The organism is Brevibacillus sp. M2.1A (assembly GCF_013284355.2).
Classification (GTDB): domain Bacteria; phylum Bacillota; class Bacilli; order Brevibacillales; family Brevibacillaceae; genus Brevibacillus.
Genome location: NZ_JABSUY020000001.1, coordinates 5,823,826 through 5,845,000, shown reverse-complemented (window position 1 = coordinate 5,845,000; position 21,175 = coordinate 5,823,826). Strand labels below are relative to the sequence as shown.

At 48.2% G+C, this 21,175-nt stretch carries 20 protein-coding genes and 1 rRNA gene (1 of these 21 cut by a window edge); 17 read left to right on the top strand and 4 right to left on the bottom strand.

Annotated features, from left to right (window positions below; all coding sequences use genetic code 11):
* The 5 genes from HP567_RS27850 to HP567_RS27830 form a co-directional block, all read left to right on the top strand.
* Positions 1-29: ribosomal RNA gene (locus HP567_RS27850) — 23S ribosomal RNA — on the top strand (it extends 2,900 nt beyond the left edge of the window).
* A gap of 453 nt (positions 30-482) precedes the next feature.
* Positions 483-1,151, top strand: a complete 669-nt coding sequence (locus HP567_RS27845; RefSeq protein WP_173609849.1) for an MBL fold metallo-hydrolase — start codon at positions 483-485, stop codon at positions 1,149-1,151.
* Positions 1,152-1,389: 238 nt separating this feature from the next.
* Positions 1,390-1,812, top strand: coding sequence for a DoxX family protein (locus HP567_RS27840; RefSeq protein ID WP_173609850.1), 423 nt, complete (start codon positions 1,390-1,392; stop codon positions 1,810-1,812).
* A gap of 66 nt (positions 1,813-1,878) precedes the next feature.
* A complete protein-coding gene (locus HP567_RS27835; RefSeq protein WP_173609851.1) occupies positions 1,879-2,208 on the top strand; it encodes an ArsR/SmtB family transcription factor in 330 nt (109 codons plus the stop codon).
* Positions 2,205-2,627: an SRPBCC family protein gene (locus HP567_RS27830; protein ID WP_173609852.1), complete on the top strand. Its 423-nt coding sequence runs from the start codon at positions 2,205-2,207 to the stop codon at positions 2,625-2,627. Before HP567_RS27835 ends, HP567_RS27830 begins: the two co-directional genes overlap by 4 nt.
* Before the next feature lie 73 nt (positions 2,628-2,700).
* On the opposite strand, the gene HP567_RS27825 is transcribed toward HP567_RS27830, so the two are convergent.
* Both HP567_RS27825 and HP567_RS27820 read right to left on the bottom strand, forming a co-directional pair.
* Positions 2,701-3,978: an erythromycin esterase family protein gene (locus tag HP567_RS27825; RefSeq protein WP_173609853.1), complete on the bottom strand. Its 1,278-nt coding sequence runs from the start codon at positions 3,976-3,978 to the stop codon at positions 2,701-2,703.
* A gap of 181 nt (positions 3,979-4,159) precedes the next feature.
* Positions 4,160-4,738 carry a GNAT family N-acetyltransferase gene (locus HP567_RS27820; protein ID WP_173609854.1) on the bottom strand — a complete coding sequence of 193 codons (579 nt, stop codon included), beginning with the start codon at positions 4,736-4,738 and terminating at the stop codon, positions 4,160-4,162.
* Positions 4,739-4,855: 117 nt separating this feature from the next.
* Here HP567_RS27820 and pdxR (HP567_RS27815) point away from each other — a divergent pair, with 117 nt between their 5' ends.
* The 8 genes from pdxR (HP567_RS27815) (at position 4,856) to HP567_RS27780 (ending at position 12,718) form a co-directional block, all read left to right on the top strand.
* A complete protein-coding gene (pdxR, locus tag HP567_RS27815) occupies positions 4,856-6,277 on the top strand; it encodes a MocR-like pyridoxine biosynthesis transcription factor PdxR (protein ID WP_173609855.1) in 1,422 nt (473 codons plus the stop codon).
* A gap of 90 nt (positions 6,278-6,367) precedes the next feature.
* Positions 6,368-6,952, top strand: a complete 585-nt coding sequence (locus HP567_RS27810) for a TetR/AcrR family transcriptional regulator (RefSeq protein WP_173609856.1) — start codon at positions 6,368-6,370, stop codon at positions 6,950-6,952.
* On the top strand, positions 6,952-7,314 hold the full coding sequence (locus HP567_RS27805) for a DMT family transporter (RefSeq protein WP_048034755.1): 363 nt from the start codon (positions 6,952-6,954) through the stop codon (positions 7,312-7,314). Before HP567_RS27810 ends, HP567_RS27805 begins: the two co-directional genes overlap by 1 nt.
* A complete protein-coding gene (locus HP567_RS27800; RefSeq protein ID WP_173609857.1) occupies positions 7,311-7,733 on the top strand; it encodes a YvaD family protein in 423 nt (140 codons plus the stop codon). Before HP567_RS27805 ends, HP567_RS27800 begins: the two co-directional genes overlap by 4 nt.
* A 216-nt stretch (positions 7,734-7,949) precedes the next feature.
* Positions 7,950-8,780, top strand: coding sequence for an MIP/aquaporin family protein (locus tag HP567_RS27795; protein ID WP_173609858.1), 831 nt, complete (start codon positions 7,950-7,952; stop codon positions 8,778-8,780).
* A 52-nt stretch (positions 8,781-8,832) separates the two neighbouring features.
* Positions 8,833-10,332: a glycerol kinase GlpK gene (glpK, locus tag HP567_RS27790; RefSeq protein WP_173609859.1), complete on the top strand. Its 1,500-nt coding sequence runs from the start codon at positions 8,833-8,835 to the stop codon at positions 10,330-10,332.
* Between the two features lie 147 nt (positions 10,333-10,479).
* Positions 10,480-12,150, top strand: coding sequence for a glycerol-3-phosphate dehydrogenase/oxidase (locus HP567_RS27785; RefSeq protein WP_173609860.1), 1,671 nt, complete (start codon positions 10,480-10,482; stop codon positions 12,148-12,150).
* A 13-nt stretch (positions 12,151-12,163) separates the two neighbouring features.
* Positions 12,164-12,718 carry a glycerol-3-phosphate responsive antiterminator gene (locus HP567_RS27780; protein ID WP_173609861.1) on the top strand — a complete coding sequence of 185 codons (555 nt, stop codon included), beginning with the start codon at positions 12,164-12,166 and terminating at the stop codon, positions 12,716-12,718.
* A 521-nt stretch (positions 12,719-13,239) separates the two neighbouring features.
* Here the strand turns inward: HP567_RS27780 and pdxR (HP567_RS27775) are convergent.
* Positions 13,240-14,673, bottom strand: a complete 1,434-nt coding sequence (pdxR, locus tag HP567_RS27775) for a MocR-like pyridoxine biosynthesis transcription factor PdxR (RefSeq protein WP_173609862.1) — start codon at positions 14,671-14,673, stop codon at positions 13,240-13,242.
* 127 nt (positions 14,674-14,800) lie between these two features.
* Between pdxR (HP567_RS27775) and HP567_RS27770 the strand changes: the two genes are divergently transcribed.
* Positions 14,801-15,766 (top strand): proline dehydrogenase family protein, encoded by a 966-nt coding sequence (locus HP567_RS27770; RefSeq protein WP_173609863.1) that lies wholly within the window; start codon positions 14,801-14,803, stop codon positions 15,764-15,766.
* Positions 15,767-15,809: 43 nt separating this feature from the next.
* Here HP567_RS27770 and HP567_RS27765 read toward each other — a convergent pair whose 3' ends face one another.
* Complete coding sequence (locus HP567_RS27765; RefSeq protein ID WP_173609864.1) at positions 15,810-16,814, bottom strand: hypothetical protein; 1,005 nt, start codon at positions 16,812-16,814, stop codon at positions 15,810-15,812.
* A 203-nt stretch (positions 16,815-17,017) separates the two neighbouring features.
* On the opposite strand from HP567_RS27765, the gene HP567_RS27760 reads away from it, so the two are divergent.
* From HP567_RS27760 to HP567_RS27750, 3 genes are read left to right on the top strand one after another with little or no spacing between them, the layout of a single operon-like run.
* Positions 17,018-19,393, top strand: a complete 2,376-nt coding sequence (locus tag HP567_RS27760; protein ID WP_229088170.1) for a DUF7408 domain-containing protein — start codon at positions 17,018-17,020, stop codon at positions 19,391-19,393.
* Positions 19,390-20,316, top strand: a complete 927-nt coding sequence (locus tag HP567_RS27755) for an ABC transporter ATP-binding protein (protein WP_173609866.1) — start codon at positions 19,390-19,392, stop codon at positions 20,314-20,316. The genes HP567_RS27760 and HP567_RS27755 overlap by 4 nt, the downstream gene beginning before the upstream one ends.
* The gene (locus tag HP567_RS27750) at positions 20,313-21,173 is read left to right on the top strand and encodes an ABC transporter permease (protein ID WP_173609867.1); all 861 of its coding nucleotides are present in this window, start codon (positions 20,313-20,315) and stop codon (positions 21,171-21,173) included. The genes HP567_RS27755 and HP567_RS27750 overlap by 4 nt, the downstream gene beginning before the upstream one ends.
* Positions 21,174-21,175: the final 2 nt, after the last annotated feature.

Here is a 21,175-nt window from a genome sequence, read left to right as displayed (position 1 = left end):
GAATACTAATCGGTCGAGGACTTATCCACACACTCTTAGCAATCGATCATGCAGATCCAGTTTTGAATGAATGAAGAAGCCATTCCTTTAAGGAATGGCTTTTTTTTATGATCGGTTCGAAACAAGCACGTTCCCAGTATTCACCGGAAGACTAAAGCGATAAATTCAACGATTCTTTAAACTAACGAGGAGTGGCTTCAGGGCGGCTTCAAGTGCCAATATAGCACCCGAAGAATGACCGTAAGATAAGCCGTACCTCTAGCGGCATCGATCATGGCTTCCATGTCTTCAACTTCATGTTCAAGAGCGTAAGGCATTCGCCTCGCGAGCGCCCGCTGCTTAATCTGACCGAAGTTCGTTTCTTTTGGATTGCTATCTCGAGCACTTTATACAGAAGAGTTTACAGATGTTGACAAAAACGGAACCAACATAATAATATAAAATTACGTAAAAATCAAATTTTACGAATGGTGGTCTGATTAATGAAAATTTCAAACGGAGTAGAAATGCTTCATCTAGATTTTCATGGGAATATCATTCATCCCGTTCTTTTGTGGGATCAAGACATGGCTGTTTTAATAGACACCGGATTCCCAGGACAAATGGAAGATATACGCGTGGCCATGGAAAAGACAGGGGTACCGTTCAACAAACTAAAAGCTGTGATTTTGACGCATCAGGATGTTGATCATATCGGTAGTCTTCCAGAGATTTTGCAGGAGTATGGGGATCAGGTTCACGTTTATGCACACGAACTGGATAAGCCGTATATTCAAGGGGAATTCCCACTTTTAAAAGACGGGCACCTTGAGAATCCTCCAAAAGGCAGAGTGGACTATATCGTGAGCGACGGTCAGGAACTGCCGTTTTGCGGCGGGATTCGCGCCATCCATACTCCTGGGCATACTCCCGGTCATATTAGCCTGTATGTAAAGCAAAGCAAGACCCTCATTGCCGGGGATTCGATGTACAGTGTAAATGGGTTTCTCGAAGGTATCCATGTCCCGACCACACCAGATATGAATGCAGCTAGACTCTCGTTGAAAAAGTATGTAGACCTCGACATTTCATCTGTGATTTGTTACCACGGGGGACTTAGCACTGGAAATGTGAAGGATAAGCTCGTAGAACTTAGTCAAGGGTTACGTTAACAGGCAGTTATCCAGAATCGAGTGACAATCACCAAGCTCCGGCATGAACGCGCCGGGGCTTTTTAGCATGCAGTCAGGGGACAAATACACTGGCTTTGGTAAAGAACGTTGTTGACAGGACACCAAATGGTGTCGTATTATCAAAGTGACACTATTTGGTGTCCAATTGGAAATTAGTCATTTGGAAAGTTTGGAATTTGAATAAGTTTCATTTGAAACCATTATGAGGGGGAAACATATGGGTCAAAGTAACGGTGTGGAAACAATCGCGAAAGCAGAAACCAATCCCCGAGGAAAAATGATTGCCTATTGGTCAGTCACATTACTACTCGCAGTAGCTGTTATGCTAAGTGGTATTGGACAGCTGATGCAATTTGGGGGAAACATCGAGTTAGTGACGAATCTTGGTTACCCGCTATACATTTTGACCATTCTCGGGATTTGGAAAGTGCTTGGAGCCATTGCTCTCATCATCCCAGGTTTTCCTCGGCTTAAAGAATGGGTTCACGCTGGTATCTTCTTTTTAATGACTGGTGCGGCTTTATCTCATGCGCTGGCGAACGATTATGGAGCGTACGGGTTTTACATGATCCTTCCGCTTTCGTACGCTGCGCTGAATATCGCCTCGTGGGCGCTACGTCCGAAGAGCCGCAAACTTTAGGGAGGTTACAGAAATTAACGGCTGTCCCCACCATACTACAGAAAATCAGATTTTGGAGGGAGTGTTGTGAGCGAGAACAACCCGTTACGGGATGTGTTTGATGCGATTGCAGATCCAACCAGGCGTAGACTGATTCGCCTGTTAGCAGAGGCAGAGGAGATGCCGCTTCATGAATTAACGGCACAGTTTCAAATGGGGCGTACAGCGGTATCCAAGCATTTGACAATCCTGAAAGAGGCCGGACTGGTACTTGACCGAAAAGTCGGCAGAGAAACGCGATTTAGGCTAAACGCCGCTCCACTTAGAGAAATTCAAGATTGGTTGGCTTTCTATACCCAGTTCTGGAATACGAATATGTTGCGCTTAAACCAATTTTTAGAGGAGGAAGAAGAATGAGTTTAACATTATCCCTGGATTTTCAGTACAAGACATCGATGGAGAAGCTCTGGTCCGCTTTAACCGATGCAAACAAGCTTGCCAAGTGGATGGTTAACATCCATACCGGACAGGCGATGGAAAATAATTTTAAGCCCGTCATCGGACATCACTTTCAGTTTCGCACTCAGCCGACCGAATATTGGGATGGAATTGTTGACGGCGAAGTGCTTATCGTGGAAGAACCACACCGGTTGTCCTATACGTGGTGCAGTGGAGGAGAAAAGCACACGGTCACCTGGACGTTGCAGGATTTAGGGGACGGAAAGGTTAACCTTCATCTCGAACAAACCGGAATCTCAAATGCTCAAGCACTGGGTGGAGCCAAGTATGGCTGGAGCAATTGGTGCGGTCAGCTTGAAAAGGTATTGGAGCAATAATCGCATACCCACAATAAAAGGCAGCCAGTTTCATTGGCTGCCGTAATTTTTTAACCAGGCAAATCTCCATCCGTTAATCCGTTATCATAACCGAAGGAGTAGCCGTTCGCACGAAGATGATCGCATCAAAAGCTTTTGCTGGAACCATCTGCAACGTATACGTCTTCTCCATTTTTCCGTACCATCCACTAAAAACATCACCAATTGCACTGATGGACTGGGCTTTATTCAGATAGGTGTAAAAATCCTGATGCTGCTTTGCTTTGGCAAAATCAAGGAATCCATCCGCCATGTTTGTCTGTGCAAACAGAACAGCCAGCCGATCTTTGCCACTATTTTTTACAGTAAATGCTTTGCGCTCATTGGTAGTGGTGTCCTTTGCAAGGAAGGTGCTTTCGTAGAATTCACTTCCGATTGCGTAATAGTGGTCCCCCATGGCTTTTGCGAGATGTGCCCCCATGCAGGTTGTCATTCCTGCGGTAGTGGAGGTCTTTTCAATGTGTCCATTATGTCCGGCGATGAACATGTTATTGCGACCGTAATGTTTCTTTTCAAAGGATAAAATCCACATTGCTTTGTCCGCCATATAGCGATCACGGGTGTTGCCATAGTTCGTGTTTGTTCCGCGCAATGTGGCGTTTTGCTTGATGGATTCTGCGAAGGCAGTAGCCAGCTCATATTCTTTCGTAGAGCTTTTCGCGATGTAAACAGATTGGTTTTGTTTCATCTGCTCCATCAAGCTTTTTATGTGAGTGAGCGCTTCCTGTACGAGGGCGATCTTTTGATCATACACCGTCTGATCATTCAGATTCGTAAGCAGCTTCTCGTACTTGGTGGCGAGTGTCGGATCAACTTTTTTCAAATAGGAGAATAGCCCGCTTTTGTTATGGTGATAGCGTTGCATGTCAAAGCCATAAAAATGAATTTGATCTTTGGCATCCCGTTGGTCATTAAAGGTGCGCATCCAAGAGAGAAGGGCGGCCATTTCTTCTGTATGGTAAATCGTAAATCCGATGGCTTTTGCGGCATCCTGTGCAGTTCCGCTTCCGCCTAAAATGTATTCATTGACCTTTTGCCCACCGCCAAAATCACCTTCAATGGCAAATACGCGATAACCTTGTTTTTCTACCAAATACTTAAAAATATCTAGCTTCAGCGTAGTGAATTGCTTGTTGCCATGCGTAGCTTCTCCAAACCCGATGATGGTTTTTGCAGGAAGCTCCATTTTTGAAACAGGGACAAGCGTAGATTGTAAAGACTGTTGCAAGGTGTTGGCTGATGCAGATTGGAAACCCGTCAATACACTCAGCACGATGGACAAGCCTAGGGCGACCAGGAGTTTTCTTTTCATATCAATCTCTCTTTCTTGAAGGGATTACTGGGATACGGGTGGATTTTCTTACCATTTAAATAATTATACTCCTTCCTGGCCATATTTACCTACAGTGAATCCTTTTCTGTGGAGACCAAGCCGAAATGTAAAAACGCACCTGGGTTGGATTATCGGTATCCCCCGGTGCGTTTTTCAATTGCTATTTCAAATACTTCGCCCGATACTCATCTGCCAGCATGGACATGAGAATGGAGTCGTGATAGGCATGGTTGTAATAAAGCGCTTGTCGCTGTACGCCTTCCCGCTGGAAGCCGAGCTTTTCATACGTATGGATGGCGCGTTCGTTAAAGGCGAATACATTTAGCTCGATGCGGTGCAGATTGAGGATGCCAAAACCATAATCGAGCATCAGCAAAAGGGCTTCACTTCCGTAGCCTTTTCCTTGATAGGCACTCTGATCAATAGAAATTCGGATAAAAGCGTTGCGATTATTCGGATCGATATCGCCAATTTGGACGTCGCCAATCACCTGATCATTTTCACGCAGGCAGATCAATAAGAGGACACTGGAAGAGTCCTGGCCTTTGTTTGCGATGTACTGGTGGATTTGCTCACGCGTGAAATGCTTTTGGGTACCGGTCAGCATACGCGTTTCCTTGTTGAACAAGGAGCGGAAGTATAATTCGGTATCTTCTGTGCCAATCGGTCGCAAAAAGACGCGTTCTCCTTCCAAAAAGCGAACCGCTGCATTTGTATTTTCTTGTCGTGACATAGACATAGTCGGTGTCCTCCCTGTTCGTTCAAAACTTCTTTTTCTTAGGATAACGAGCAAGTGTATACTTGAAAATATGCAGTTTTGTAAAAATGAAAAGGACAGATGGAGGGGGAAATCGAGATGCTCTTGACCCCAAACTGGCAGGAAAACGACAACGAGCCGCAATACGTACAGCTTTATGCTTATTTGAAAAAGGAGATCGTCGCAGGACGCTTGGCGGTGAGTAGCAAACTGCCGTCCGTTCGCAAGCTGGCTGACCTGCTGGGCTTAAGCACAACACCTGTTGAAATGGCATACCAGCAGCTACTGGCGGAAGGTTTTATCCAAAGCAAACCGCGCAGTGGGTACTATGTGGAGAAATTGCCTGATCCTGAGGTGAAGCCGGGTGCTGGTGCGAGCATTCAAGCCGTCCAGCGGCCTATACTGCGTGACGAGCGGGAATACGTCTATGACTTTCATCTCTCCCGCAATGATTTTTCGTTATTTCCAACCTTGATTTGGCGGCGTTTGTACAATGAGACACTTCACATAGAGCAGCAGGAGAATCTTTTTTATGGAGACCCACAAGGCGAGGCTGGACTCAGGAGCCAAATCGCCGACTACTTGCGCAGGTATCGGGGTGTCGCTTGTTCACCGAATCAAGTGGTGATTGGGGCGGACCAGTTTGGCTTGCTGTCCCTGATCTGTCTGATGGTAAAGCCACAGTTCCAACGCATCGGCGTAGAAAATCCGGGGTATTTGCTGTTTGCCAATACGTTTCGCCAGCACGGCTACGACGTGGTGCCGATCTCACTTGAAGAGGACGGAATTAACGTCAGTGACCTTTATGAGTCAGAGGTTCGGTTGGCTGCCGTTTCTTCTGCTCATCAATACCCCCGTGGGATGATCATGCCTATATCCAAGCGACTGCAATTGCTCGAATGGGCCAAAAGTGTGGGAGGGTACATCATCGAAGACGATTACGACGGAGAGTTTCGTTACCATGGCAGACCGATTCCGTCCATGCAAGGCTTGCTCCCAGATGCGAGTGTTATTTATATGGGAAGCTTTGCGCAGGTGTTGGCGCCAGCGATGGGCATTTGGTACATGGTCTTGCCAGAATCTCTGCTGGATACGTACTATAGCCTGCTGCGCGAGACACTGCTGGAACCATCCTCATCCCGTCTGCATCAGCGGACGATGGAAGCTTTTATGGAAAAAGGATATTTCGAAAAGCATGTTCGCAAAATGCGCAAGCTGTACCGCAAAAAGCATGATGCGCTGCTGCTGGCTGTGCACAAGCATTTTGGCGAAAGAGCGACAGTCATCGGAGCTGATGCGGGCTTTCATGTCCTGTTGCGGGTACACAGCGAGCGAAGCGAAGAGGAGTTGAAAAAGCTGGCGATTCAGGCAGGTGTGAGAGCCTCGTCGGCATCGTTTACATGGCTGGTACCACCCAATCCCCTGCCAAAAGAGTTTTTCCTCGGCTTCGCGGGCATTCCATTGGAAAAAATCGATCCCGGTATCAAGGCACTGAGCCAAGCGTGGTTTGACGGTTATTGACAAGGCAAGCGTACACCGTTATGCTAAAAGTACGTTTTGGAAAATATGAAAAACATAATATTTTCCTTGTTTTCGAAAGGGGATAAGAACATGCAGGAGCGAATCCTCCAATGCGCTTATCATGAGATTGAGACCAAGGGCGTCCGTTTCACTATGTCCGATTTAGCTCGGCGCGCAGGTGTTAGCACCAAGACGTTATATACGAGCTTTCCATCCAAAGAAGCCTTGATCACTAAAGTCATTGAAGAAAACATCGAGGATTTGCGTAAAGCAGAAGATCGGATTTTGCATGATCCTGACCTCGATTTGGTAGAAAAAATGCGACAGCTCCTGGCTCTGGTTCCGAACAACTTCTCGCGAACCGACCTGCGCGTGTGGTACGAGCTGAAGCGCTACTATCCCGAGCAATGGAAGCTGATCGACGAGTTCAATCAACAGGAGTGGGAGCATGTTCGGATCATTCTGGAGCAAGGCGTAGAGGAGGGCGTGTTTCGTCGTATCCGGCTCCCGATCTTGATTCAGATGTATACCGGGACGCTCAACCAACTGATTGATCAACAGTTAGCGAACCAGCATCATATGACGATTGGCGATGCACTGGATGCGGTCATCGACATTTTACTAGGCGGTATCGTAGATTCTTCATCTTCAAACAAGGAAGCAGGAGGAACATAATGAGTTGGGTTTATCTATTAATGGCTATTTTACTAGAGGTGGCTGGAACAACATCGATGAAGCTGTCTGACGGACTGAGCAAGCCTGTCCCTAGTGTGATGATGTTTATCTTTTATATTTTGTGCTTCTCGTCGCTGAGCTTGGCGCTCAAGGAAATGGAGGTCGGGACTGCCTATGCTATCTGGTCAGGTCTCGGCACGGCGATCATTGCGGTTATTGGTGTGGTGATCTTCAAGGATGCCTTCACTGTCAAAAAAGTAATTGCTGTCGGACTGATCATCGTGGGCTGTGTGCTGTTGAATCTGGGGGACAGCTCTCACGCACAATCTTCTAAAGATACAGGAGTAGCAGAGGCGAAATGAGTGAGAAAAATGTAAGGACAATGCTAGTGTTCTTCTGGGTCACCGATGTGGCTTTTGTCGTGTACTGGTTCATTACATTTTTGGAGCTTCTCCCTGTAGAATACTTGTATCAGGATTACTACGACCCCAATTTGCTCGCATGGAACCTGTCCTTTTTTCCATTGGATATTTTCATTTCCATCACGGGCTTTGCCAGTCTGTATGCTTATCGCAGAGGGCGGCACATCTGGAAGCCGCTCGCCATGCTGTCACTCGTTTTGACGTCCTGTTCGGGTTTGCAGGCAATCGCTTTTTGGGCGTTCAAGGCAGATTTTGATTGGTCCTGGTGGATTCCGAACCTGTACCTGTTGATTTACCCATTATTCTTTTTGCCGAGCTTGATGCGAGAACTGGCAAAAGTGAAGGAAAGGAATTCTTGACAAATTTTAAGCCGTGGCTATATAGTAGGTCTTAAGTTAATAGCGCTGTGGAGATTGGGAGATCAGCTAATATTTGCAAAATGAGAGCATTCGCTCTTGGGTTGCGGGTATTAGCTTTTTTATTTTCTCTCCAGTCAAACCACAAAGGAGTTGGCGAATTGTAAGCGCTTTACGGAAGTCGGTTTACAATTTTTCCAAAAAGGGGGAGGATGGGGCATGTCCATTTATGTAGGGGAACTGATCGGGACAATGATCTTGATCATTTTGGGGGCAGGTGTTTGCGCCGGACAGAACTTGAAAAAGGCGTATTCCCAAAACGGCGGTTGGATTGTGATTACGCTAGGTTGGGGGCTGGCAGTTGCTTGCGGAGCTTATGCAGTAGGAAGCATTAGCGGAGCGCATCTGAACCCGGCACTTACCATTGCACTGGCTAGCATCGGTCAATTTCCGTGGGAGCAAGTGCCAGGCTATATAGCGGCTCAACTGATTGGGGCGTTTATGGGAGCGACATTCGTCTGGATCTTTTATTACCCGCATTGGCGTGAGACGGATGATGCAGGAGCCAAACTGGGGATATTTGCAACAGGTCCCGCGATTCCCAATACAGTCGCAAATCTCTTCAGCGAAATTTTAGGTACGTTTTTCTTGGTGCTCGGTCTACTGGCGATCGGAGCGAATAAATTTGCAGAAGGACTTAATCCGTTTATTGTTGGTTTCCTGATTGTTGCAATCGGTTTGTCTCTTGGCGGTACTACTGGTTATGCGATTAATCCGGCCCGTGACTTAGGACCTCGTCTCGCCCATGCTCTCTTGCCCATCCACGGCAAAGGAAAGTCCAACTGGCGCTATGCATGGATTCCTGTTGTTGGACCTATCATTGGAGCTGTAAGTGGAGCATTTTTTTACAAATGGACGTTTACAGACCACTCGCTGACAGGTGTAATAGCATTAGCGGCTTTCATGGTGATTGCTATCGTGGTCGGCATGACAACCAAAAAATCAATCGGCAGCAAGGAGCGAATCGCATCCGAAAGTGCGCGTTCCTAGACATACAGGAAAGAATGAATGCGATTCCAAATGAGTGAAGGAGGAAGTTGTCATGGACAATAAATATATGCTTTCCCTCGATCAGGGAACCACGAGCTCTCGCGCTATTTTATTCGATAAATCAGGTGCTATTATCGGCGTTGCCCAGAAGGAATTCACGCAAATCTATCCGAAGCCGGGTTGGGTAGAGCACAATGCCGAGGAAATCTGGGAATCACAGCTGGATGTTTTGAAAGCGGTTTTACTGGAGAATCATGTGAAACCGGAAGAAATCGCAGGAATCGGGATTACCAATCAGCGGGAAACAACCGTGGTATGGGATAAGCACACAGGAAAGCCCATCCACAATGCGATTGTATGGCAAAGCAGACAGTCCATCGATATTTGCAACCAGTTGAAAGAGCAAGGTCATGAGCAAACCGTTCGTGAAAAGACAGGACTGTTGATAGACGCTTACTTTTCTGGCACAAAGGTAAAATGGCTGCTCGATCATGTGGAGGGAGCACGGGAAAGAGCAGAGAAAGGCGACCTCTTGTTTGGAACCATTGATACGTGGCTGATTTGGAAGCTGACCAATGGTCTGGTGCATGTGACCGACTATTCCAATGCTTCACGCACGTTGATGTTTAATATTCATTCCCTAGAGTGGGATGACGAGCTGTTGAGCATGCTGCAAATTCCGAAAGCCATGCTGCCAGCTGTCCGTCCTTCCAGCGAAATGTACGGCTACACAGACGAGAAGCTTTTCGAATTCCAGATTCCGATTGCCGGGATTGCCGGAGACCAGCAGGCTGCGCTGTTTGGGCAGGCGTGCTTTGCGGAAGGTCAGGCCAAAAACACATACGGAACAGGTTGCTTCATGCTGATGAATACCGGAGAAAAGGCAGTTGCATCCAAAAACGGGTTGTTGACAACCATTGCCTGGGGAGTGGATGGCAAGGTAGAGTACGCCCTGGAAGGCAGTATTTTTGTGGCTGGTGCGGCGATTCAATGGCTGCGCGACGGACTCAAGCTGATCGAAAAATCATCGGATTCGGAAAAGCACGCACTCGCTGTTGACAGTACAGATGGTGTTTATATGGTTCCGGCCTTTGTTGGCTTGGGAGCGCCTTATTGGGATATGGAAGCTAGAGGCGCGATCTTCGGCTTGACCCGCGGAACGACGGAAGATCATTTGATTCGGGCAGCGCTGGAGTCTTTGGCTTATCAGACACGGGATGTGCTTGAAGCGATGGAGGCTGATTCCGGCATCCGGCTGCAAAAGCTGGCGGTAGATGGTGGAGCCGTGGCAAACAACTTTTTGATGCAGTTCCAGTCCGACATCCTGAATTCAGAGGTAGAGCGTCCGCGTGTCAATGAAACGACCGCACTGGGAGCAGCTTACCTGGCAGGGCTTGCCGTCGGGTATTGGGGCAGCAAAGAAGATATTGTGAATAACAAAGTGGTGGAGCGCTCCTTCTCACCAGATATGGCAGAGGAAGTGCGCCAAGAGCTGTACGCAGGTTGGAAGCAAGCTGTTACGGCAACGATGGGTTACAAGATTAGGCATTGATTTTTGCATAAAAGAGGTCTAAAGTTAGAGATAAGTTAATCATGCTGTGGAGACTACGGAGACAGCCAGTATCAGAAGGGCAATGACATTGCATTGCTTCTTTTGGATATTGGCTGTCTTTTTCTTTTAGAGAGGATGAGGAGAACGATGAACGATCAACATGCATTATCTTCAAGTCAACGCCAGGCTTGTCTGGATAAAATGGCAAACAAGCAACTCGATCTTTTGGTAATTGGCGGTGGGGTGACAGGAGCGGGTATTGCCCTCGATGCAGCCACGAGAGGTCTTAGCGTTGGACTCGTGGAAAAGCAGGACTTCGCTGCGGGCACTAGCAGTCGCTCTACCAAGCTCGTTCATGGAGGATTGCGCTATTTGAAGCAGGGCGATGTGCAGCTGGTGCGGGAAGTAGGCCGGGAGCGAGCTATTTTGTATCGCAATGCGCCACATATCGTCATCCCGGAAAAAATGATTTTGCCAATCGTGAAAAATGGTACCTATGGCAAGTTGGCAACCTCTATTGGTTTATATGTGTACGATGTGTTGGCTGGAGTCGAAAGAAAAGAACGACGCATCATGCTGAACAAGCAGAAAACCGTGGAGGCAGAACCGCTTTTGCGCCGAGATATTCTCAAGGGCGGCGGGCTCTATTTCGAATATCGGACAGATGATGCTAGACTTACCGTTGAGGTCATGAAAACAGCAAGCTCGCACGGAGCGCTCTGTGTGAACTATACTGAAGCCATTGGCTTTATTTATGAGAACGGCAAGGTCATCGGAATTCGCGCGAAGGATTTGCTTACAGGTGCGGAGTACAATCTCCATGCCAAAAAAATCGTCAACGCAGCAGGTCCTTGGGTGGATCAGCTTCGAGAAAAAGACCACTCCTTGTACGGCAAGCGCCTCCACCTGACAAAAGGTGTCCATCTGGTCGTGCCATATAACAGGTTGCCGCTGAAACAGGCCGTTTATTTCGATGTATCCGATGGACGCATGCTGTTTGCCATTCCGCGCAATAACAGTACGTATATCGGTACAACTGACACGAATTACAAAGGTGTGCTGGAGCGGCCAACGGTGACGAAAGAAGACATGGAGTATGTATTGAATGCCGCGAACGAGATGTTCCCTTCTGTGAAGCTGACGGAACAGGATGTCAGCTCCAGTTGGGCAGGGCTCAGACCGCTGATCCATGAAGATGGCAAGTCCCCATCCGAACTGTCACGCAAGGACGAGATCTTCTATTCCAAAAGCGGGCTGATTACGATTGCAGGTGGAAAATTGACGGGCTTCCGCAAGATGGCCGAGCGCATTGTCGATGTAGTGGTCAAGCAGTTGACCGAAGAAGAGGGCAGAGCATTTGGAGCTTGTCGGACAGACAAAATCGTCCTCTCTGGCGGAAAATTTGACTCAGCAGCCAAGATTCCTGTATTTGTGAAAGCACAGGCAGAGCGGCTGAGCCAATGGGGAATCACCGAGGAGCAAATCCGCGTTCTGGTTGGGAAATATGGAAGCAACAGTGAGCAAATCGTAACGATGTGCCAGGAGCTTTTGACACAAAATGATCAAAATGTGTCTCCAATCGAAGCACTGTTGAAAGCAGAACTGCGCTACGCTGTAGAGGAAGAAATGGTTATGACCATGAGCGATTTTCTGATTCGTCGCAGTGGCAGACTATTCTTCGAGAGGGATACACTGGAGCCAGTGTATCGAATGGTGGGAGAAGAGCTCGCTCATGAGCTGCAATGGTCGGATGAGAGAAAAGAACATGAAATAAAAGCGTTTGAAGAGGAATATCATCTTGCGAAAACATTTCAATAGGGGTGATTCGTGATTGGCAAACCAGATCAATCAAGTCATACTTCCAGCAGCCCGGACATTAAAAGAATTTGATGAACTCATGGAGAGCTGCTACGAGCGCATTATTTTGCTGAATGCCCATGTAGCGCAAGTAAAGCCACTGGGAAAACGGGCTAGAGCGTTCGGGAAAAAACTGCTGATCCATGCTGATCTCATTGACGGCTTGAAGTCTGATGAATACGCGATGGAGTTTCTTGCGCAAGAAGCACAGCCCGAAGGAATCATCACCACACGGAACAGTGCTATTCTTGCTGCCAAGAAAAAAGGACTCATTTCCATCCAACGACTTTTTCTCATTGATACGATGGCATTAGATAGCAGCCTTACCCAGTTGGAGAGAACCAAGCCGGATTACGTCGAGGTTTTGCCAGGAATCATTCCCCACCTGATCGAAGAAATTACTGAACGAACCAAAATTCCAGTTATCGCTGGAGGATTTATTCGCACGATGGATGATGTTGATCGCGCCATTCAAGCGGGTGCAACTTCTGTAACCACTTCCCGCAGAGAGCTGTGGACGAAATCATAAGGGCACATCAGGGCAGTCAAAAGCCGGTCATTCCTGTTTGTAGGAATACCGGTTTTTTGGTGTTTGTCCGTCAAGAAAATAGGTAGATGACGATGATAGGGGAGATAGGTAGATACCCTTTTATTTGGATAACGGTCAGTAGTCTATGCGGATGAACGTCACCGTGCATATACACATATAGTCAGCAAAAATAAGAGGAAAGAAGGCGGTTGCGTGAATTATCAAAGCTCTCAATGGCAATCCTCGTATTCTTCGCGGGAAGGACATTCTTCTTATTACCCTTGGCAAAGAGATCGGGAACGGCCACCAGGATGGGATCGTGGAGGAGGATGGCAGAGACCTTACCGGAGTTGGGAGTTTGACCACAGACGGAGATGCCCGGATCACTGTCGTTGGTGCCCTCCTGGCTGCTGCAGACGCTTTCGCTAACAGATAAGTAGTAGAATTAGAGCCAAATCTTGAGATGGATTCGAGAGATTTGGCTCTTCTTTTGGGGAATTGAGAAGGAAAGAGGGTGGAAATTATGGAGAATCTGCAAGCATTCTCGTTAAAACAGCCCTAATCCTCTCGACCCCTTCTTCGATCTGTGCTTCATTGGTATTGCCGTATCCGAGAATGATTTTATCTGTATGATTGCCTTTGACAATGGCGTGCTCCTCGACCGGGTAGACACGCACTCCGGCTTGCTCCAGCGCAGCCAGGACGACAGGTGTGAAGTGAACCGTGGGAAAAGCAGCTACGATGTGCAGTCCAGCGGCCTCCCCCCAAATGCGAATGCCATCACCAAAAGCCAGTTGAAGAGCATCAATCAAGCATTGACGGCGTTTTTTGTACAGCTTTTTTACCTGATTCACGTATTTCTCTAGATGCCCCTCCTCGATAAAAACCCCGAGGGCAAGCTGATCAATCGAAGGGGCGTGCAAATCGGATAGCCATTTTGCCTGCTGATAGGAGGCTACCAATGCTTTTGGCAGGACGAGGTATCCCTGGCGCAGTCCGGGAGAAAGGATTTTGCTAAAGGAACCGATGTAGATAACACGCTCCGAGGCAAGTCCCTGAATGGAGCTGATAGGAGCAGTTTCGTAACGAAACTCGCTGTCGTAATCATCCTCGACAATGTAGCAGTCAGCTTCCCGTGCATAACGAATGAGTTGAAGTCTTCGCTGGATGGGCATGGTGCCGCCTAGCGGGAACTGATGGGAAGGCGTGACAAATACGAAGCGGGGGCGATGGGCAGACAATGACGGTAGCTGTTCCATATCCATCCCGTAGGTATCTGTCGGAACAGGCAGTAAACGAGCGCCTGTCCTGGTGAAAATACTTTGGATATCGTGCGTGATCGGGTCCTCGATGACTACGTGACTATCAGGACGCAGAAGCACATTGGCAATCAGGGTGAGCGCCTGAGTAGCCCCGGATGTCATAATGATTTGCTCGGGGTCGCATTGCACGCCGCGCGTTCGATACAAATAGCGACATAAAATCGTGCGCAGCTCCGTACGTCCCTCGGGACGATTATAGCCAAAGACTGACAGCGGTGCTTCCTGACAGACACGCTGGACAGTTTTGCCCCAGAGATTGCGAGGAAAACGCTCCAGAGCAGGAACACCAGAACGAAAATCGATTAGCTTGCTCTCGTCTTCGTTGAAATGCTGGTTCACTTTCGGCAACCCAGCCCCAGCCCCTGTCATCCGGGCGTGCTGTTCCAAATAAATGCCCGAGGCAATGAAATACCCGGAGCCACGTCTGCTCTCGATGTAGCCCTCGGCTAGTAGCTGCTCGTACGCCTCTAGTACCACATTGCGAGAGAGGTGCAGTTCGCTTGCTACTTTTCGGGTAGATGGAAGCTTGAAGCCGGCTGCAAGTTCTCCGCTCAAAATCTTTGTGCGCAATTCAGAATAAATTTGTCTGATTAACGGAATCGGTTTCTCTCGGTCAATGGTTATCCAGAGCAAGCTGTGTGAGCCTCCTTACGCAACTGGTCCTCTCGAAATTGTGGGAAACTGGACCTAATCCATACAAGCGTACCATGGTAGGGTGATAGAAGAGAAGAGATATGCCACTGCCAAAGGAGAGAGAAGGATGACACCAGAAGAGAGAAGAACCGCAGACATTTTGCGTACAATCGCCCGTGATGAACGAATCAAGGAAGCGGTCAGAACATCGCCCTTGCTATATCCGTTGCTTTTGACTGCTGCGAAACGTTATGTGACAGGCGAAACGCGTGCGGATGCAATAAAAATAGCCCAACGCCTGGAAAAATTGGGCTACCGTCTATCAATGGAACACATTGGTGAAAATACGCTGGATTCGCAGATTGTACATGAAGCGCAGCGGGAGTTTCTTGCGCTAACTACGGATTGCTCCCAACTACATACACCAGTCGGAATCTCCTTTGATCTGTCCCATCTCGGCTTGTTACTGGATAAAGAACTGGCGTTTGCCCACGTAGAAGAGTTGGCAGAGCGGGCGAGACATAGCGGTCACTATTTGATGATCAGCATGGAGGAGTCGACGAAAACAGAGGCGATCATTAGCATGTATGAGCGCTTGGCACAGCGACATGAAAATGTGGGCATTACGATTCAAGCACATTTGCACCGCTCGCTGGATGATGTGAAACGGGTGCTCGGACTCCCGGGGAAAATTCGTTTGGTTAAAGGCGCATTCAAGGAACCTCAGGAAATCGCATTGGGGCGTTCAGTGGAGTTGAACGAACGATACCTGGAGCTGGCTGATATGTGTGTACGAGCTGGGCGTGAATGCTCACTCGCTACGCACGACCAAGCGATTGTAGACGCCCTAGATGGTCGAGACTATTTGCATCGACCGAATGTAGAGGTCGAGCTGTTATACGGGGTTCGCCCTGATCTGGCTCATGTTTTGCGAGAAAAAGGGGTTACAGTGCGCTTGTACCTCACATATGGGACAGAGTGGTACTTATACTTGTGTCATCGACTGGCAGAGCATCCGCCTCATGTGCATCAGGCGATAGCCGATATGTTTGATACGTCGAGACTTCAGGATGTAGGGTATGGCATGTCATAGAAGGATTACGAAAAAACGTCAGAGCATGATCCTGACGCTTTTTCTATTTTTCATTCTGTCTTGCCTTCACACAAATTCCCCAGCCAAACTGCTCTTGATTCATGATTTCTGCCCGAACCGTGTTTACCCCTGCGTGGAGGCGAACAGATACTTGGTCGTACTTGCTTCGAATTCGTCCGTCACTCGCTGGTGGATTCCATCTCCACACGCCCTGATGCACTTCCTCTTCATTCACCCAAAGTCGCAGATGATCGCTGAAGCCAAAATGGAGTTGAGTCACAGTCTCATGGGGAACCGTAATCGTGCTTTTGGCTTGTACAGTCATCCCAGGCTTTGCTGGGAAGAGTCGATTGAAATTGAGTGTCCCATTTTCTTCGACGACTGCACTTGTCCAATCTGTCAAGACAACAGACTGATCACTAGCGATGTACGGCTTTGAAATGAGCCATTCCGTTAGATAACCCTCCGCTGCGAGCTGTTGGCGATCCGTCTTGGTAGGCAAGTCATCGGCCGGGACGATTTCTGTTACCGATAGATTCCGAATGTAGGCAGGCAAGTAGTTCCAGAAGCCGATTTTCTCAAGTGAAGTTCCATGCTGTAGATGGGAAATGAACAACTGAGGCGCAGGGTCTTCTCCCAAATATACGGCAGCTTGGTTTGCTTGAACCTCCACAGCAAGCGTCTTCCATTCCCCAATTGTGTAAGACAACGGCTTTTGATACTGAGGGCCATTATAAATTTGCCACGTCATAGACCCATTCATGATCGGATCATACTGAATTTCTTCCGGGGCGAGGTAGATTAGCTCATAATTATGCGAATCTCGTGCACCAAAAACGAGTCCGACAAAGCCTACCTGCTTGGGGATGGCGACTTCCGCTTGCAGTCGAAAGCAGGGATAGGGAACGGCCTGACGCAGGAAAACAGGAGATCCCATCCCCTCCAAGTACAGCGCTTCCCGGTCTCCCCATATACCTTGGCTTGCCTGTGAGTCCCCGAGATCAAATTCATGCAAATCATCTCGCAAATTCCAAGAAAACGTAGACACTTACATTTCACCACTCTTCCTTGTTCATGCCTTTTATGTTTTAGATATGATTTACCACAGGCTGTGAAAAATCCTTTCGCCTTTGTCGATTCATCGATTTCATTTTTAAAAAATTGTAGCTATTTGTCTGGAAATAACGTCAATAACTGTATGAGAAGAAAAGATAGGAATAAAAAAGAATGGTCCGTGGAGGTTTTGAACAAATGAAAACGGCGCAGTGTAAGCGATGGCTCCTGGCCTTCTGTGCGTTCCTCCTGTTGGTAGCAGGTGTTCCTTTAGGATTAACGGGGACAGCCTTGGCAGAGGGAAGCATTCAGCTGGGAGTAACAGTCGGAATTGAAGGAAAGTACAGGGAGATGGGGATGGTTCCCGTTGTGGTCACGGTGAGAAATGGAGGGGCGGATATCGAAGGAGATCTTTATGTCGCCACGGGGGAACGGGGAGACAGTCGCTTCGAAGTTGCCAATTATCAGCCGGTTTCAATTGCAAGCGGAGTGACCAAGCAGGTAACCATTCTCGTTCCTGGATCAGAGCTGGATAGCCGTTCTTTTGTAGCTTTGATGCAAAATAATAAGATCATTGCGCAAACTCCGGTAACAGGCGTTTCATACAGCGAAGATACATTGATGATTGGCGTGCTGGCAGAAAATCCCGACACAGCTAATTTCCTTGGTGTACTGCCGAAAGGCTCCATTCATAACCCAGTCCAGCTCTTGACGATGAAGGCAGACAATATGCCAGTGACAGGTACACAGCTACAGATGCTTAATATGCTCGTGATCAACAATTTTGCTTTGGATTCATTGAATGAACAGCAGATTAAAGCGATTCGGGATTGGACGAATTCTGGCGGGATGATGATTTTAGCCGGAGGAGCGCAGTACAAGAAAGCCGGAGGCGTTTTGAGTGACTTGTCGCCAGTAGAAGTGACTGGAGTGTCGAGCGTACAGACACTTTCCAGTCTAAAAGCGGATAAGACCAACCTGATTGCACTGACATCCCCCTTTACTGTAAGCAATGGGACAGTGAAGGCAGGGAAAGTTCTGTACAGCGAAGGAAATATTCCGCTGATGGTCGTACATAACGTGGGAGCCGGAAAAGTGTTGTATGTCGCCTATGATTTGGCGGCCGAACCAGTAGCCAGTTGGGCTGGAAACAGTCGCTTTTGGGCAGATACATTAGTAAAGGCTTTTGGTTCTTTCATCAACACTTCAAATAGGAGCATGATCGACAACGTATGGCCGCTTCACGATGCTGCTGATCGCGTCCCATCCTTGAAAATTCCGGAGGTTGGCTGGTTCGCAGTATTTTTCGGAATTTATGCCCTGGTTGTCGGGCCAGTTCTTTTCTATATTTTGCGGAGAGGCCGCAAGCAAAGCTACATGTGGGTGATTGTCCCTGCCCTTTCGGTGCTGGCGGGAATCGGAATCTTCTCGATTGGTGCCATCCAGCGGGGGGTGGGTGTAAAGCTGCATCAGGTAGGTTATGTTGAACTGCAAAACAACGGACAGGCGAATGCAGTGAGCGTAACCGCATTATTCGTACCGAGTAATGACGACTATCGATTGACTATAAAGGGAGAGGGCATAACCCAACCCGTCACTGAAGGAGACTATATCGATCAAATTCCGAGAACGTGGATTTCCATACAGCCAGATCAGACCCATATTGATTTCCGCGATGTAGAATTTTGGTCGATGCGCAAGGTTGCGACGGAGCAATCCTTATCGGACGTAGGAAAAATAGAATCGAACCTATCGTATGAAAACGGCGCACTGAAAGGAACCGTGACGAACCATACGAAGTACTCGCTAAGAGACGTGACGATCTCGACAGGAATGCAGGTACAAGAGTTTCCACAGTTGGCGGCTGGCAGCAGTATCGAAGTGAACTTGCCGTTTGCCCCTCAACAACAAGCAAGGCGGAATCAACATCGGATGAATATGGGACATGCGCTGCCGCAGTATATGCAATCGAATGGCAATGAAAGAGAAACGCGTGAGCAACTCATCGTGGAAATGCTGGACATGATGGACAGACGTAGTGGTCCGTCTGAAGTAGTAAAACTCGTGGGCTGGACCGATGCGCAAGTTGCTGAGGCTGTCGTACCAAACGAAAATACGGAGAACAGCAGCATTGCGATGGTCACTTCGACGCTGCAAGTGAATCCATCCAAGGACGGACACATTTATTATCCGACGGGATCATTTGATGTGACGATGTCAGGCAGCTCAGTGCCAGTAGATGACTTCGGAGATGGCTTTAGGCTCCCTGCTGGGGATATTACCTTTGACATCAATTTGAATCAGGAAGGACAGGAGCTTGCCATCAGCAATTTGTATCTGTACACCTGGTCAGAGGACAATACGACATTTGGAAAAGAGGTTTACAACTGGAAGACCAAAGCTTTTGAACCATTTGAAAAAGCATTCATGAACAACGTCATGACAAGCGATAAGACCACTACTTATGTTTCGGGCGACGGCATTGTCCGCATCAAATTTGCCCACCAGTTTGAGGATGATCGCCACATTGGGGTTCCAAGTGTCAGTGTGGAAGGGAAGGTGAGCAAGAAGTGATCCAGATCCAAAATTTGCGCAAGCGCTACGGCAAAATGGAAGCATTAAAAGGACTTTCACTCGAAATTGACAAGGGTACCGTTTTTGGTTTTGTCGGTCCGAACGGAGCAGGAAAATCCACGACGATGTCCATTTTGGCGACTTTATTGGAGCCAACCAGTGGGAAAGCATACGTAGGTGGCTACGAAGTGACCAAGCATCCAAAGGAAGTACGCAAGCTGATCGGCTACATGCCTGACTTTTTTGGTGTCTACGACAATTTGACAGCAGAAGAGTACCTCGATTTTTACGGTGCGAATTACGATATTCCGGCAGCAGAGCGAAAACAAATCATTCCACAGTTACTAGAGCTGGTGAATCTCACGCACAAGCGAGATGCCTTCGTCGACTCGTTGTCGCGGGGGATGAAGCAGCGCCTTGGATTGGCCCGCTCGCTGGTTCACAACCCGGAAGTGCTCATTTTGGACGAACCTGCTTCTGGCTTGGACCCTCGTGCACGCATTGAGCTGCGGGAGATTTTGAAGGAACTGCGGGACATGGGCAAAACGATTATCATTAGCTCGCACATATTACCTGAGCTAGCAGAGATGTGCGACGTCATCGGGATTGTGGAGGAAGGCAATCTGGTTGCCTTTGGACGAGTTGATGAGATTTACTCGAAAATGCAAGAACAGCGGGTATTGCGCATCCGCCTGTTGGATCGGGTTGAGGAAGCAATGACGCGCCTGCGTGAAATGCCCGTCATTACCAGGGTGACACGTGAAGGGAACTGGGTCGTTGCAGGCTTTTCAGGCAATGACGAAGAACAGGTGGAGCTGCTGCGGGAGCTTGCGGTGTCAGGCTATCCTGTTGCCGCGTTTAATGAGGCAGTAGGTGATTTGGAAGAAATCTTCCTGGAAATTACGAAAGGGGTGGGCTCATGAGCGACTTGAGACGATTTCACAACCCTGTCTTGTTCAATGAATGGAAAATGCGGATGCGGACCAATCGGTCACCGTGGATCATCCTGCTCTATTTGCTCGTTTTGGGCGCAATGACGCTCACGATAATTTTCTTTATGACAAATGGTGGCAGCTACTACAACCCGAATGATACACGCGAGCTGTTCATGATGCTGTCTGTGTTTCAGCTCGGGATGATCTGCTTCGTCGTGCCGGGACTGACGGCAGGTGTGATTTCCGGTGAACGCGAACGCCAGACGTTAAGTGTGCTGTTGACCACGAATGTCAGCGCCACACGATTGATTTTAGGCAAATGGCTGGCGTCACTCAGCTTCATGACCTTCCTGGTCATTGCGACCATCCCGCTCTATGCCATCGTCTTTTTGTATGGAGGAATTTCACCTGCACAAGTGATCAAGGTGTTTGGCTTTTACGTCATTACGATGTTTGGTATCGGCAGTATTGGTGTGCTCATGTCCACGCTGATCAAACGGACTGGGATCGCTACGGTTGTCACTTATGCCGTGGTATTCGGATGTGCGATAGGGTCGAGCATACTGGCGGAAATTATCAAAGAGTTCATTCGGTACCAGCGTCGGTCCGGTAGCATGTCATCCGTGCCTATGCCAGACTGGCCACATCTCCTGCATAATTTTAACCCGTTGTTTGCGATGTTGAACATTTTTGAGGAAGGGCCGCAGATCAGGATTGGGAATGTGGACCCGTACGCGGTTTACTGCCTGTTTTTCGGGATTATTACACTGTTCTGCCTGTTACTCTCCATCTATCTCATTCAGCCAGTGAAACCGAGATTTCGCAAAGTAAAAGAGGAGCAATAAGC

Coding starts and splice junctions, on each gene's coding strand:
- HP567_RS27845 (WP_173609849.1), top strand. CDS start 483: ATGAAAATTTCAAACGGAGTAGAAATGCTTCATCTAGATTTTCATGGG.
- HP567_RS27840 (WP_173609850.1), top strand. CDS start 1,390: ATGGGTCAAAGTAACGGTGTGGAAACAATCGCGAAAGCAGAAACCAAT.
- HP567_RS27830 (WP_173609852.1), top strand. CDS start 2,205: ATGAGTTTAACATTATCCCTGGATTTTCAGTACAAGACATCGATGGAG.
- HP567_RS27825 (WP_173609853.1), bottom strand. CDS start 3,978: ATGAAAAGAAAACTCCTGGTCGCCCTAGGCTTGTCCATCGTGCTGAGT.
- HP567_RS27820 (WP_173609854.1), bottom strand. CDS start 4,738: ATGTCTATGTCACGACAAGAAAATACAAATGCAGCGGTTCGCTTTTTG.
- pdxR (WP_173609855.1), top strand. CDS start 4,856: ATGCTCTTGACCCCAAACTGGCAGGAAAACGACAACGAGCCGCAATAC.
- HP567_RS27810 (WP_173609856.1), top strand. CDS start 6,368: ATGCAGGAGCGAATCCTCCAATGCGCTTATCATGAGATTGAGACCAAG.
- HP567_RS27805 (WP_048034755.1), top strand. CDS start 6,952: ATGAGTTGGGTTTATCTATTAATGGCTATTTTACTAGAGGTGGCTGGA.
- HP567_RS27800 (WP_173609857.1), top strand. CDS start 7,311: ATGAGTGAGAAAAATGTAAGGACAATGCTAGTGTTCTTCTGGGTCACC.
- HP567_RS27795 (WP_173609858.1), top strand. CDS start 7,950: ATGTCCATTTATGTAGGGGAACTGATCGGGACAATGATCTTGATCATT.
- glpK (WP_173609859.1), top strand. CDS start 8,833: ATGGACAATAAATATATGCTTTCCCTCGATCAGGGAACCACGAGCTCT.
- HP567_RS27785 (WP_173609860.1), top strand. CDS start 10,480: ATGAACGATCAACATGCATTATCTTCAAGTCAACGCCAGGCTTGTCTG.
- HP567_RS27770 (WP_173609863.1), top strand. CDS start 14,801: ATGACACCAGAAGAGAGAAGAACCGCAGACATTTTGCGTACAATCGCC.
- HP567_RS27760 (WP_229088170.1), top strand. CDS start 17,018: ATGAAAACGGCGCAGTGTAAGCGATGGCTCCTGGCCTTCTGTGCGTTC.
- HP567_RS27750 (WP_173609867.1), top strand. CDS start 20,313: ATGAGCGACTTGAGACGATTTCACAACCCTGTCTTGTTCAATGAATGG.